9 protein-coding genes are annotated in these 13,650 nt (G+C 65.7%); 5 read left to right on the top strand and 4 right to left on the bottom strand.

The window, feature by feature from the left end:
• Positions 1-145 precede the first annotated feature (145 nt).
• Both AZKH_RS00215 and AZKH_RS00210 read left to right on the top strand, forming a co-directional pair.
• On the top strand, positions 146-631 hold the full coding sequence (locus tag AZKH_RS00215; RefSeq protein ID WP_015433705.1) for a cytochrome c: 486 nt from the start codon (positions 146-148) through the stop codon (positions 629-631).
• 69 nt (positions 632-700) lie between these two features.
• Positions 701-1,363 carry an RluA family pseudouridine synthase gene (locus AZKH_RS00210; protein ID WP_015433704.1) on the top strand — a complete coding sequence of 221 codons (663 nt, stop codon included), beginning with the start codon at positions 701-703 and terminating at the stop codon, positions 1,361-1,363.
• 58 nt (positions 1,364-1,421) lie between these two features.
• On the opposite strand, the gene AZKH_RS00205 is transcribed toward AZKH_RS00210, so the two are convergent.
• Complete coding sequence (locus AZKH_RS00205; RefSeq protein WP_015433703.1) at positions 1,422-2,117, bottom strand: cytochrome b/b6 domain-containing protein; 696 nt, start codon at positions 2,115-2,117, stop codon at positions 1,422-1,424.
• 351 nt (positions 2,118-2,468) lie between these two features.
• Between AZKH_RS00205 and AZKH_RS00200 the strand changes: the two genes are divergently transcribed.
• Genes AZKH_RS00200 through AZKH_RS00190 form a run of 3 tightly spaced genes read left to right on the top strand, consistent with a single transcriptional unit; the run spans position 2,469 to position 6,844 of the window.
• Positions 2,469-2,846: a response regulator gene (locus tag AZKH_RS00200; RefSeq protein WP_015433702.1), complete on the top strand. Its 378-nt coding sequence runs from the start codon at positions 2,469-2,471 to the stop codon at positions 2,844-2,846.
• 26 nt (positions 2,847-2,872) lie between these two features.
• Positions 2,873-3,874, top strand: a complete 1,002-nt coding sequence (locus AZKH_RS00195) for an ABC transporter substrate-binding protein (RefSeq protein ID WP_015433701.1) — start codon at positions 2,873-2,875, stop codon at positions 3,872-3,874.
• Positions 3,875-3,880: 6 nt separating this feature from the next.
• The gene (locus tag AZKH_RS00190) at positions 3,881-6,844 is read left to right on the top strand and encodes a response regulator (RefSeq protein WP_015433700.1); all 2,964 of its coding nucleotides are present in this window, start codon (positions 3,881-3,883) and stop codon (positions 6,842-6,844) included.
• Between the two features lie 27 nt (positions 6,845-6,871).
• Here the strand turns inward: AZKH_RS00190 and AZKH_RS00185 are convergent, their stop codons facing one another.
• The 3 genes from AZKH_RS00185 to efp all read right to left on the bottom strand — a co-directional run bounded on the left by AZKH_RS00185 (position 6,872) and on the right by efp (position 13,607).
• On the bottom strand, positions 6,872-12,574 hold the full coding sequence (locus AZKH_RS00185; protein WP_015433699.1) for an excinuclease ABC subunit UvrA: 5,703 nt from the start codon (positions 12,572-12,574) through the stop codon (positions 6,872-6,874).
• 3 nt (positions 12,575-12,577) lie between these two features.
• On the bottom strand, positions 12,578-12,919 hold the full coding sequence (locus AZKH_RS00180) for a hypothetical protein (RefSeq protein WP_015433698.1): 342 nt from the start codon (positions 12,917-12,919) through the stop codon (positions 12,578-12,580).
• Positions 12,920-13,049: 130 nt separating this feature from the next.
• The gene (gene efp / locus AZKH_RS00175; protein ID WP_015433697.1) at positions 13,050-13,607 is read right to left on the bottom strand and encodes an elongation factor P; all 558 of its coding nucleotides are present in this window, start codon (positions 13,605-13,607) and stop codon (positions 13,050-13,052) included.
• Positions 13,608-13,650: the final 43 nt, after the last annotated feature.

Below are 13,650 nucleotides of genomic sequence, written 5' to 3'. Positions count from 1 at the left end.
GATTTCCGTCATCGCCTGTGTGACCCAGGTCACCGTGCGCTTGGCGATGGAATAGATCTCCCTACACTGCTGTTCATGCATCGGACGCCGGCCCGCAGCGGCGGCGTCCGGCCGCTATCCATCAGACATGAAGAGAGATCGAACGATGAACAAGACCTTCCGCTCCACGACCCTTGCCCTGGCCGCCCTGTCGCTCGCAGGCGTCGCAGCCGCCACCGCAGCCGCCGAAATGAAGACCGAGGATGCGATCCGCTTCCGCCAGTCCGGCTACACCTTCATGGCGTGGAACATGGGCAAGATCAAGGCTCAGGTCGTCGATGGCGCGACGCCGTACAACAAGGATCAGGTCGCCGCGGCGGCCAACGCCGTTGCCGCGGTCGCGAACTCGGGCATGGGGGCGCTGTTCGCGCCGGGCACCGACAAGGGCAAGGGCTGGAAGGAGACGCGCGTGAAGCCGGATCTGTTCAAGGAGCAGGATGAGGTCGGCAAGCTGGCGCGGAACCTCGTCGAGCAGGCGAACAAGCTGCAACAGGTCGCACTGGCAGGCGATCCGGCCGCGATCAAGGCACAGTTCGGCGAGACCGGCAAGGCGTGCAAGGCCTGCCACGACAAGTTCCGCATCGAGGAATGATCGACGGCGCCGGCGGGCTGTTGCGGACTTCCATTGTCCTCGCGCGCGATTCTTGGTAAAACGCGGATTTTGCTGATCCGCCTGCCCGCCGTGCCGCATCTTGCTCCGACCATTCTCTACGCCGACGACGCGCTGATCGTCGCCGAAAAACCTGCCGGCCTGCTTTCCGTGCCGGGACGCGGGGAGGAACGGCAGGACTGCCTCGCCGCCCGCGTGCAGGCGCTCTATGCTGACGCGCGGATCGTGCATCGCCTCGACATGGCGACCTCGGGCCTGATCGTGCTCGCGCGCGGCGCGGAGATGCACCGGCGGATGAGCATGGCGTTCGAGAGGCAGACGGTCGGCAAGCGCTATCTTGCGCAGGTGCACGGCCACGTCGACCATGAAGGCGGGGAGATCGACCTGCCGCTGATCTGCGACTGGGAGAACCGTCCGCGCCAGATCGTCGACCAGCGCGGCCGTCGGGCGCTGACGCGCTATCACGTGCTCGCCCGCGACGGCGTGGGCCGTGATGCCGTGTCCCGCGTCGAACTCGAACCAGTCACGGGACGCTCGCACCAGCTGCGTGTGCACCTGATGTCGATCGGCCACCCGATCCTCGGCGACACGCTCTACGCGCCGCCCGAGAGCGCGGAGCGTCATCCGCGCATGCTGCTTCACGCCGCCGGCATCTCCTTCGATCACCCCGCAACGCAGCTGCCGGTGAGCTTCGAGAGCAGCGTGCCGTTCTGAGCGGCGGTCCAATTTACACGGCGTTGTAGATTCACGAGGTGATCGGCCAGGGAATCAATCACCAGGCTGGGGCGGACGCCGGAACCGCTTCCGGCGCAGTGGGAAGCAGGCCGCCGGACACGAGCCACACGACGAGCGCGGCCAGGACCAGCGCGAGGATCAGCGCGACGAAGCCGCCGCCTTGCGCCGAAGCGATTGCCGGGTCGGCGACCGTCTTGCGGCCGGTGATCATCGGCGCGATGAGGTTGTCCTTCTTCACGTGGGTGTGAAACATGACGGCGCCGACGTGCAGCGCGACGAGCGCGTAGACGATCCACTCGGCCTTGCGATGCAGGCCCGTCAGCGCGACCGAGAGCTCGGCCGACACCGCGTGGTAGAGCGGACCGTAGAACGCGATGTCGTCGTTTGCGAAGGCGCCGGCGAGCGCCTGGCCGGCCATCAGCGACAGCAGCGCAAGTACCGACAACGCGCCGAGCGGGTTGTGGCCGACGCCGCGCCAGTCGCCCTGCAGATAGGCACGGAGTTTCGCCGGCGTCGGCAGGAAGTGCGCGAAGCGCGCATAGGTCGAACCGACGAGGCCCCAGACGATGCGGAATACGACGACGCCGAGGATCGTGAGGCCGACGCGCCCGTGCCATTCCATCGCGTTGCCGCCGATCTTCACGCTGACGATCGCAACGGCGACGAGCGCGACGAGGAGCCAGTGGGCGAGGCGGGTGGGCAGATCCCACAGCAGGATCGGGCGACGGGTCATGTCTACATTCCTCTCTTCGGTCAGGCGTGCGCTGCCCCTTCACAACATTGTGCCTCACCGCACCGGCTTCCCGTCACTGCGGCTTCGCCACGACGATCATGCCGGCCGCTAAGCCGCGTAGTGTTGGTTCCCGACTTCATCCGGCGGCGAAGCTTCGTTCGTCCGGCGGACGTCCCGACGCCCCTCAGCAGTCGTGTGAGGGACTTCTGGCATTGACGCACGCGGAGATCTATCTTGGCGTTGTGAGCAGATGCTGCCACTGACGACATCGCGAAACCAGCAATCAATACAAGTGCTCAGACGTGAATTCGGGTCTTGCATTGAATCCCATTCCCGCGGAGGTGGCTCACGATGGCAACCATACTCATCGTCGAGGACAGCCAAACCAACATGGAACTGGCCGTCTTCCTTGTGGAATCGAATGGACATCGTGCACTACAGGCCATCGACGCCGAAATCGGCTTGACGCTCGCACGCACCGAAAAGCCGGACCTGATCCTGATGGATATGCATCTTCCAGGGATGGACGGGATGGAAGCCACCGGCTTGCTCAAGAGGGATCCGGCCACGCGTGCCATTCCGGTCGTCGCCCTCACGGCCCTGGCGATGAAGGGTGATGAAGAACGAATACTCGCCGCCGGTTGCGACGGCTACATTTCCAAGCCTTTCCGATATAAGGATTTTCTGGCCACATTGGAACGCCACTTGGGCGACCGACCCAGTGCCTGACCGCACTGTCCTCCAGGAGACGCACAATGAACAAGAAACAAGCCTGGGTTCTTGCAGCGGTACTGGTCGTAATCGGCATCGTCGCAGCTTTGGAGTCTTCCTCGAGTCGCCCCCTACCCGCGCCCATTCCGATCGTAATCGCGCGGCTGCGCGCACCGATCTCTGGCCTCGTGGACATCGCCATCGCAAAGGATTACTTCGCCGCAGAGGGGTTGAGCGCGACGATCCAGAGCCCGGCACTCGGTTACGACGCGATCCAGGCGGTGTTGCAGGGCAATGCCGACGTCGGAACTACCGCCGAGACGCCCATTGCCAAGGTCCTGCTGGAAGGCAGACAGCTGAAGATCGTCGGGAGCATCTTCAACTCCGTCGAGGACCCTGGGATCGTCGGCCGCCGCGATCGCGGCGTCATCCAGCCCAAGGACCTGAAAGGCAAGCGGATCGGTATCGTCGCCGGAACCGCGTCGCATTACCTGCTTGAAACCTTCCTCGCCTATCACCGCATTCCGCTGGAGGACGTCACCCTCGTGCAGATCAAGCCGGACCAACTGGTGTCCGCTCTGGTCTCGGGCGAGGTCGACGCCGAAGCGGTCTGGCACCCCTTCCTGTATCAGGTGCAGCAGCAACTCGGTGAACGGGCCGAGTACTTCTCGACCAGCGGCATCTATTCGTTCAACTTCAACCTCGTGGTTCGTTCCGATTACGCGCAGCTTCACCGCGAGGCCATTGATCGTCTATTGCGCGCGTTGCTGAAGGCGGAAGCGTTCGCCGCAAAGCACCCGGACGAGGCGATGACCATCATCGCGTCGGCATCCGGTACCGACATTGCAGCGCTGCGGGCGAACTGGAACCCGCTCGCCTATGAGGTGACACTCAATCAGTCCTTGTTGCTGGCCACCGAAAGCGAGGCGCGCTGGATCCTGCGGCGCGGTTTCGTACCGGCCGGATCGGTGCCCGATGTCTTGAATGCGTTCGAGATCGAACCGCTCCGGGCGCTGAAGCCGTCCGGTGTCAGCATCGTGAAATGAACCACCGTGCGGATCCACCGAACCCTCCAACTCTCCACGGTTGCCAGCATCGCCAGCCTGGTGATCGTGAGCGCCACGATCGCGGCCCTGCTCGTCCTGGACGCGCAATATGCATCCATTACCGGGCGGCTGGATTCTGCGGTGCGAAAGGCGATGACGATGCGCGGTTTCATGTTCGAATTCCAGCAGACGCAGAATCCTCGGGCGGCACTGCAATGGAAAGCAGAGCAGGCCGAGTTCGCTCAAGTGCTGGCCGACGTGGATGCCGTCGATGGTCCGGCGCAGGCGCTGAAAACCCGAATCGCGCGCGAGAACGAGTCACTCCGCATCCTCTTCGACCGCCTGTCCGTACCGGATGAGGAGCGAGTCCGGACTGAATTCGATGAAATGATCCGCGGTGAGCTCAGCGTGCGCTCGACTGCGATCCTCACCGACCTGCTGGGCATCCATGACCGGACCGTGCAGCACACGCGTGAGCAGAAGCAGTGGGTGACGGCCGTGGTCGCGGCATCGGTCGCCGTGCTCGCGGGCATCATCCTGATGCTGTTGCAGGTGCTGCGTCGTCGGGTCGTCTCCCCCATCATGCAGCTGGAGCAGGCCTCGGCCAAACTCGGCGCAGGCAATCTCGATCAGCCGGTATCGATCGGTGGCAGCGACGAGGTCGCAGCCCTCGCGGCCAGTTTCGATGCGATGAGACGGTCGCTGAAACATCGCCTGGAGGAGTTGGCCCAGGCCAATGCGCAGATCGAAGAGGCCAATGCGACCCTCGAGCAACGTGTGATCGAACGGACGCGGCAGCTCGCAGACGCCAATGCCGTCCTGTTGCGCACGGAACAGGAATTGCGCACAGCGGCCCGGTACAACGAGACACAGGCCATGGCGCTGGCGCTGTTCAGCAGCAGCTTCGACCGACGCAGAATTCTCGACGGTCTATTGGGCTTGCTCGCCGACAACCATCCCTTTCCAGCCTCGGCGTTCTACACCTTCGACGAGTGGAATGGTCACTACGGGCGCGAAGCGGCGCACGGTCTTGCCGCCGACGCCGCCCGCGAGTTCGCGCTCGGAGAAGGGCTGCTCGGCGAGGCCGGCCGGGCGGGAAAGCCGATCGTGCTCGAAAGCACGGGCTGGACGCTGCAAACGGGACTGGGCGATTTCCCGCCGGCCGAGGTGCTGTTGCTTCCCATCGGCTATCAGGACAAGCGCCTCGCGGTACTGGTGCTCGCCGCCAGCGAGGCCGTCGACGACCAGGATCGCAACTTCTTGCAACACCTTGCGGGGCAAATTGGCGTGGCCCTGCACAACCTCAAGCAGTACGGCGACCTCAAACTGCTGGCCGAGCAACTGCGAGCGAGTAGTGAGGAAATCGCGAGTAAGAATCTTCAACTTGAAGAGGCAAGCCGGACCAAGTCGGAATTCCTGGCCAACATGTCGCATGAGTTGAGGACGCCGCTCAACGCCATCATCGGTTTCTCGGAGATACTCAAAGATGGGCTGATGGGAGAACTCACGCCAAGGCAGGAGAAATGTGCCGCGGACATTTTCACCAGCGGCAGTCACCTGCTGTCATTGATCAACGACATTCTCGACCTCTCCAAGGTCGAAGCGGGGAAGATGACGCTGAGCCTGGAAGCGCAATCCGTTTCCGCGCTCGTACAGGACGCGCTGCAGGTGGTCAGGGAAAGGGCGCTTTCCAATCGGATCCGTCTGACCGCCGAAGTGCCGGACGATGTCGGCGAAGTGTGGCTCGACGTACGCAAGGCCAAGCAGATCCTCTACAACCTGATATCCAATGCGGTGAAGTTCACCCCCGAGAGCGGCGAAGTATATGTGGCGGCACGCAAGGTCCGGCGCGACGCGGCGAAGGATGGGCGCTTTGACGAATATCTCGAAATCACCGTGCGCGATACCGGCATCGGCATCAGTGCCGAGAATCAGGCGCGGCTGTTTCAGCCATTCACCCAGATCGATAGCGCGCTGTCACGCCGCTACGAGGGCACGGGGCTGGGTCTGGTGATGGTGCGGCGCCTTGCCGAATTGCACGGTGGTTCCGTGGCGCTAGTGAGCGAGCCGGGAAAAGGTTCGACCTTCACCGTCCGGCTGCCTTGGCGCACCGGGGGAGAAGCCTCGATCGAGTCGGCCGAGCCCGCCTCGTCGTCCCCACGGTCGACGGCAAGCGCCGCGTCCCCCGCGGCCGAGGAGCCCGCCCTGGCGCTCGTGATCGAGGACGACGACAAGGCTGCCGAATTGCTTCGTCTTCAACTGGAGGCCGCCGGGATCGGCGTGGTGCGGGTGGCGAATGCCGAAGCGGCGCTCGAACGGCCTGCGGCGGACATGCCAGATGTCATCATCCTCGACATCCTCCTGCCCGGCATGAACGGCTGGGAGTTCCTCGAGCGCATCAGGGGCGAACACCGTTTCGATGGAGTGCCCGTGGTGATCGTATCCATCGTTGCGGACAGCAATCGCGGCATGTCGCTCGGCGCTGCCCGAGTTCTGCAGAAACCGGTCAGTCCGCGGGACTTGACGCATGCCCTCGACGCCATCGGCTTTCACACGGCGGAGCAAGTCCCTGGCACCGTGCTGGTGGTAGACGACGATCCCAAGGCGGTACAGTTGATCGGCGCCCAGCTCGACAGCCTGGGATGCCGCGTGCTGTCCGCTTTCGGCGGTCAGGAAGGCATCGATCTCGCGATCACCCGGCATCCGGACCTGATCGTGCTCGACCTGATGATGCCGGAGGTCAGCGGCTTCGACGTCGTCGAAGCCTTAAAGGGCCACGCGGAAACTGCAACGATTCCGGTGATCGTCGTAACGGCCAAGCAGATCACGACGGAAGATCGCGACCGACTCAACAGCCACGTCATGAAGATCATCGAGAAATCCGACTTCAACCACGGGCGCTTCATCGGAGAAGTCAGGCGCGCGATGCGCAGAAGGATTAGTGCGGGCGGAGTGCTCGCGAGTCGGTGACAGGGGTTACCAGACTGCTGCAGACGTTCACCGATTCGCGGCTCCCATCGGTTCAGCCGCCCGCGCGGCGAGAAATTCCCGCAGGATGCGTGCGGTGTGCGAATTTTCGCGTTTGCACACCTCGACGACCGGCCCCTGCGCGACGATACGCCCGCCACCGTCGCCGCCTTCGGGGCCGAGGTCGATCAGCCAGTCGGCCTCGGCCATCACGTCGAGGTCGTGCTCGATCGCGAGCACGGTGTGGCCGGCGTCCGCGAGGCGATGCAGCACGCGGATCAGCTTGTCGACGTCGGCCATGTGCAGCCCCACGGTGGGCTCGTCGAGCACGTACAGCGTGTGTTTCTCGGGCGGCAGCGGCCGGCCGCCGGTCTTCGCGCTCTCGCCGGCGCGCCCGCGCACCTTCGCGAGCTCGGTGACGAGCTTGATCCGCTGGGCTTCGCCGCCGGACAGCGTCGGACTGGGCTGGCCGAGCGTCAGGTAGCCGAGGCCGACGTCCTGCAGCAACGCCAGCGGATGCGCGATCGACGGGTGCGCGGCGAAGAAGTCGACGGCCTCGTCGACCGGCATCGCGAGCACCTGGGCGACCGTCTTGTCGCGCCAGCGCACGGAGAGCGTCTCGGGATTGAAGCGCGCGCCGCCGCAGGCGTCGCAGGGCAGCTTCACGTCGGGCAAGAAACTCATCTCGACGGTGGTCTGGCCCTGGCCTTCGCATACCGGGCAGCGGCCGGCGCCGGTGTTGAAGGAGAAGCGCGATGCGTTCCAGCCACGCGTCTTGGCTTCGAACGTCTCGGCGAAGAGCTTGCGGATCGCGTCCCAGAAGCCGACGTAGGTCGCGGGACAGGAGCGCGGGGTCTTGCCGATCGGGGTCTGGTCGACTTCGAGCACGCGGCCGACCGCTTGCCAGCCCTCGATGCGCTCACAGCCGACGGGCTCGGCGGCGCTCGACTGTGCCTCGCCGCGGCGGCGGGCGCGCTGGGCGTCGGGGTCGCCGAGCAGCGCGTGCAGGCTCGCGTGGATCACGTCGCGCGCGAGCGTCGATTTGCCGGAGCCGGACACGCCGGTGACGACCGTCAGGCGGCCGAGCGGCACACGCGCGTCGACGGCCTGCAGGTTGTGCAGCGTCGCATCGCGCACGACGAGGAAGGGATGGTCGTCGGCGATCGCCAGCGGCGGGCGCATCGGGTGCTGCAGCGGCGCGCGGAAGCAGGCGCCGGTCGCGGAAGCGGGGGCCGCCATCAGGTCCGCGAGCCGGCCTTCGGCGACGACTTCGCCGCCGCGCACGCCGGCGCCGGGGCCGAGGTCGATGACGTGGTCGGCGCGGCGGATCGTGTCCTCGTCGTGCTCGACGACGAGCAGCGTGTTGCCCCGGTCGCGCAGCGCTTCGAGCGTGTCGAGCAGCATGCGGTTGTCGCGCGGGTGCAGGCCGATCGTCGGTTCGTCGAGGATGTAGCACACGCCGCGCAGGTTCGAGCCGAGCTGGGCGGCGAGGCGGATGCGCTGCGCTTCGCCGCCGGACAGCGTCGGCGCGCCGCGGTCGAGCGCGAGGTAGGCGAGGCCGACCTGCTGCAGGAAGTCGAGCCGGCCGCGGATCTCGGCGACGAGATCGCGCGCGATATCGGTCTCGCGGCCTTCGAGCTTCAAGGTATCGAAGAAGCCGGCGACCTTTTCGACCGGCTGCGAAGAGAGCTCGTGGATACCGAGGTCACGGAAGCGCACGGCGCGCGCGATCGGATTCAGTCGCGCGCCCTCGCAGGTCGGGCAGACCTCTTCGGTCACCTGTTCCGTCTCGGCGAGGTCCAGCTCGTTCGCATCCTCGACGCGGCCGATCGTGCGCTGGCCCGTCCCGTAGCAACTCGGGCACCAGCCGTGCTTGGCGTTGTACGAGAAGAGGCGCGGATCGGGTTCCGGGAAGCTGTCGCCGCAGGACGGGCAGGCGCGCAGCGTCGAGAAGGTGTGCGGCTGGGCACCAACCTTGCCGAGCTGCAGCACCTTGACGACGCCCTTGCCGTGCTCGAGCGCTTCGGCGAGCTGCGTGCGCAGCGCCGCCTCATGCTCGGGCCCGACGACGACCATGCCGACCGGCAACTCGATCGTGTGCTCGACGTAGCGGTCGAGCCGCGGCCATTTCGCGGTCGGCAAGTAGCCGCCATCGACGCGCAGCTGCTCGAAACCTTTGCCTTTCGCCCATTTCGCGAGCGCCGTGTACAGACCCTTGCGGTTCGTCACGAGCGGCGCGAGCAGTTCGACCGACGCGCCCCGGAAATCGCGCAGGATCTGCGCCGCGATCGCATCGAAGCTCTGCGGCGACACCGGGACGTCGCAGTTCGGGCAGTACTGCGTGCCGAGTTTCACATACAGCAGGCGCAGGAAGGGCTGGATCTCCGTCAGCGTGCCGACCGTGCTCTTCCTGCCGCCACGACTGACGCGCTGCTCGATCGCGACTGTCGGCGGGATGCCGAACAGCGCATCGACATCGGGGCGCGCGGCCGGCTGCACGAACTGGCGCGCGTAGGCGTTCAGCGATTCGAGGTAACGGCGCTGGCCTTCGCCGAAGACGATGTCGAAGGCAAGCGTGGACTTGCCCGATCCCGACAGGCCGGTGATGACGGTAAAACGGTCGCGCGGGATCGTCAGGCTGACGTTCTTCAGGTTGTGTTCGCGAGCGTGGCGGATCTCGATCGCGGGCGCGGCGACCGGGCGGTAGCGGGCGACGGGTTCGGCGACCGCCGCGGTCGGCTTGCCGAGCGATTCCGTGTACGCGCGCATCGCGACACCAGTGTGCGATTCGGCGCAGGCCATCACCGTCTGCGGCGTGCCGGCGACGACCAGTTCGCCGCCCGCTTCGCCGCCTTCGGGACCGAGGTCGAGGATCCAGTCGGCGGCGAGCAGCACGTCGAGGTTGTGTTCGATGACGACCAGCGCGTGGCCGGCGTCGAGCAGTTTCTCGAAGGCGCGCAGCAGGGTCGCGACGTCCTCGAAGTGCAGGCCGGTCGTCGGTTCGTCGAAGAGGAAGAGTAGGCGGCCAGCTTGCGATTTCGCCTTGGATTTCTTGCCGCTGAGTTTCGCGGCTTCCGCCAGGTGGCCGGCGAGCTTCAGGCGCTGCGCCTCGCCGCCGGACAAGGTCGGCACCGGCTGGCCGAGCTTCAGATATTCGAGGCCGACGTCGGCGAGCGGCGCGAGCGCGGCCTGCACGGCGGGCTGGTCGGCGAAGAAGGCGAGCGCTTCCGAGACCGTCATCTCGAGCACGTCCGATACCGATTTGTCGCGCCACGCGAGTTCCAGCACTTCGGGGCGGTAGCGCTTGCCGTCACAGTCCGGGCAGCGCAGATAGACGTCGGACAGGAACTGCATCTCGACGTGCTCAAAACCCGAGCCGGTGCAGGTCGGGCAGCGGCCGGTGCCGGAGTTGAAGCTGAAGGTGCCGGGGGTGTAGCCGCGACTCTTTGCTTCGGGCAGGTTGGCGAACAGGGTGCGGATCGCGTCCCAGGCGCCGACGTAGCTGACGGGGTTGGAGCGCGCGCTCTTGCCAATCGCGGACTGGTCGACCATCACGACGCCGGCGATGTGCTCAGTGCCTTCGAGGCGCGCAAAGGCGCCGGGGGCTTCGGTCGCCTGGCCGAAGTGCTTGGCGAGCGCGGGATAGAGGACATCCTGGATCAGGCTGGACTTGCCGGAACCCGACACGCCGGAGACGCAGACGAGCTTGCCGAGCGGAATCGCGATATCGACGTCGCGCAGATTGTGCTCGCGCGCACCGACGAGGCGCAGCACGGGATCCTCCGCCGCCACCGGGCGCAGGCGGCGGCCGGCGTCGACGCGTTTCTTGCCGGCGAGGTAGGCCCCGGTCAGCGACGCCGGGTCGGCGGCGAGCTCGGCCGGCGTCGCATAGGCGACGATCTCGCCGCCGCGTTCGCCGGGGCCGGGGCCGATGTCGAGCAGGCGGTCGGCGGCGGACATCAGCTGCGGATCGTGTTCGACGACGACCAGCGTGTTGCCGGCATCGCGCAGCCGCGTCATCACGGCGAGGATGCGGTCGATGTCGCGCGGGTGCAGGCCGATCGAGGGTTCGTCGAGAACGAACAGGGTGTTGACGAGCGAGGTGCCGAGGGCGGTCGTGAGGTTGATGCGCTGGACTTCGCCGCCGGACAGGGTGCGGGACTGGCGGTCGAGCGTAAGGTAGGCGAGGCCGACGTTGGCGAGGTAGTCGAGGCGGCTTCGGATTTCGCCGAGCAGGAGGTCGGTGGCTTCGTCGAGGCCGGCGGGGAGATCGACGCGGGCGATGAAGTCGCGGACTCGGCTGACGGGTTGGGCCATCAGCTCGTGGATCGCGAGGCCGGGTTTGTGTGCGTTTTGTTCGGGGCGTTGATTCGCCGCCGCCGCGGGGGCTTCCGGTGCTCGTTGAACGCGTGGCGGACGCCTCGCCCCGGAAGCCCCCACGTCAGCGGCTCGGTTCTCGGCATTCTCGCTGGTTGGCGCCGTCTCGTTCGTTGCTTTCTCGCCGAGGCGCCAGAGCAGGGCTTCGGGCTTCAGTCTGGCGCCTTTGCACGCGGGGCATTCCGTGTAGCTGCGGTAGCGCGACAGCAGCACGCGGATGTGCATCTTGTAGGCTTTGGTTTCCAGCCAGTCGAAGAAGTGGCGGACGCCGTACCATTTGCGCGGCCAGGACGACTCCCAGCTCTTCCACTCGGGATCGCCTTCGAGCAGCCATTGCCGGTGCTCGGGCGGCAGGTCGCGGAAGGGGATGTCCATCGCGACGCCGTACTTCTTCGCCATCTTCGCGAGGTCTTCCTGGCATTCGCGATAACTCGCAGTCTGCCAGGGTTTCACCGCGCCTTCGGCGAGCGTCTTCGATTCGTCGGGGACAACGAGCGAGAAGTCGACGCCGATCACGCGGCCGAAGCCGCGGCAGGTGTCGCAGGCGCCGATCGGGGAGTTGAAGGAGAAGAGGCCCGGCGTCGGGTCGGAGTAGTGGATGTCGCAGTCGGCGCAGAGCAGGTCGCGCGAGAAGCGCCATACGGTTTCACCGCCCTCCGCTTGTGCGCGCACCGCAAGCCGGCCGTGGCCGTGGGTCATCGCGGTTTCGACGGCTTCGATGACGCGGCTACGTTCGGCGTTGGAGAAGCGGAAGCGGTCCTGCACGACGTGCAGCACGTCGCCGCCGTTCGCGCCATTGCCGCTCTCGCGCGCATGGATGCGCATATAGCCCTGCTGGTTCAGCAGTTGCGTGACTTCGTCTTCGCTGAAATTCGCCGGGACCGGTACGGCGAAGGTCAGCACGAGGCGCGGATCGTCGGTCCCGCAGCGTTCGGCGAGCGCCGCGTGCACGCTGTCCGGATCGTCGCGCCGCACTTCCTTGCCGCAGCCGCGGCAGTACAGCTTCGACGCGCGGGCGTAGAGCAGCTTGAAGTGGTCGGTCAGCTCGGTCATCGTGCCGACCGTCGAGCGCGAGGTGCGGACCGGGTTGGTCTGGTCGATCGCGATCGCCGGCGGCACGCCTTCGATGCGGTCGACCTGGGGCTTGTCCATGCGGTCGAGGAATTGCCGCGCGTACGGCGAGAAGGTCTCGACGTAGCGGCGCTGGCCTTCGGCGTAGAGCGTGTCGAAGACCAGCGAGGATTTGCCGGAGCCCGAGACTCCGGTAACGACCGTCAGCTCGTTCAGCGCGATGTCGAGCGAGAGGTTCTTGAGGTTGTTCTGGCGCGCGCCGAAGATGCGGATACGGTCGGACATCGTTTACTTGGTTTCCTTTTCGATCGCCTCTTTACCCTTCTCCGCGCCTTCCTTGAGTTTTTCTCCGGTCGCGCGCGCGGCATCGAGCGCCTTCTGCGCGGCCATCTCGGTCGCTTCCTTCGCTTCGGCAGCGACTTCCTTGCCCTTTTCCATACCTTCCTTGGCCGACTCCTTCATGGCTTCGCCCGCTTTCTGAGCGGCCTCGCCGGCCTTTTGTGCGGACTCCTTCGCAGCCTCCATCGCCTGGCTGCCGGCGGTGCTGGCCTTGTCGTCCGGTTTCTTTCCGCAGGCGGCCAGTCCGACGGACAGACTCGCGATCAACACAACAAACAGGCTCTTCTTCATTCTTGTGCTCCTTGCTGACAGGGTGCTCTCAAGATATGCCCGGCGGCCGAAAGTTCAAGGCGCGCGATCCCCGAAATGACAAGGGCCCGCACTTGGCGGGCCCTTTCGTTCGCGACGCGGAACGCGCGGATTACTTCACGCGGGCCTTGTACTCGTCGGTGCGGGTGTCGATTTCGATCTTGTCACCGATTTCGACGAAGGCCGGCACCGGCAGTTCGAAGCCGGTCGCGAGCTTGGCGGGCTTCATGACCTTGCCCGAGGTATCGCCCTTCACGGCGGGTTCGGTGTAGACCACTTCACGGACGACGGAGTTCGGCAGGTCGACCGAGATCGCCTTGCCGTTGTAGAACACGACTTCGCAGGCGAGGCCGTCTTCGAGGTACTTCAGCGCATCGGTCATGTTCTCGGCTTCGACTTCGTACTGCTCGTAGTCGGCGTCCATGAACACGTACATCGGGTCGGCGAAGTAGGAGTAAGTCACTTCCTTCTTGTCGAGCTGGACGACTTCGAACTTGTCGTCGGCCTTGTACACCGACTCCGACGGCGCGCCGGTGAGCAGGTTCTTGAGCTTCATCTTGACGACGGCGGCGTTACGGCCGGACTTGTTGTATTCGGCCTTCTGCACGACCAGCGGGTCGTTGCCGACCATGATGACGTTGCCGGAGCGGAGTTCCTGTGCGGTTTTCATGCTGTTTCCTGACGTAGATCGGGCGCGGCAATGGGGCCGCACA

Origin of the sequence: Azoarcus sp. KH32C (assembly GCF_000349945.1) — a bacterium.
Classification (GTDB): domain Bacteria; phylum Pseudomonadota; class Gammaproteobacteria; order Burkholderiales; family Rhodocyclaceae; genus Aromatoleum.
The sequence above is the reverse complement of the archived record's forward strand: the minus strand, read 5'-3'. Positions and strand labels throughout refer to the sequence as shown.

What these genes read in the sequence shown, in the direction of transcription:
- AZKH_RS00215 (WP_015433705.1), top strand. Translation starts at nt 146, where the DNA reads ATGAACAAGACCTTCCGCTCCACGACCCTTGCCCTGGCCGCCCTGTCG.
- AZKH_RS00205 (WP_015433703.1), bottom strand. Translation starts at nt 2,117, where the DNA reads ATGACCCGTCGCCCGATCCTGCTGTGGGATCTGCCCACCCGCCTCGCC.
- AZKH_RS00200 (WP_015433702.1), top strand. Translation starts at nt 2,469, where the DNA reads ATGGCAACCATACTCATCGTCGAGGACAGCCAAACCAACATGGAACTG.
- AZKH_RS00195 (WP_015433701.1), top strand. Translation starts at nt 2,873, where the DNA reads ATGAACAAGAAACAAGCCTGGGTTCTTGCAGCGGTACTGGTCGTAATC.
- AZKH_RS00185 (WP_015433699.1), bottom strand. Translation starts at nt 12,574, where the DNA reads ATGTCCGACCGTATCCGCATCTTCGGCGCGCGCCAGAACAACCTCAAG.
- AZKH_RS00180 (WP_015433698.1), bottom strand. Translation starts at nt 12,919, where the DNA reads ATGAAGAAGAGCCTGTTTGTTGTGTTGATCGCGAGTCTGTCCGTCGGA.
- efp (WP_015433697.1), bottom strand. Translation starts at nt 13,607, where the DNA reads ATGAAAACCGCACAGGAACTCCGCTCCGGCAACGTCATCATGGTCGGC.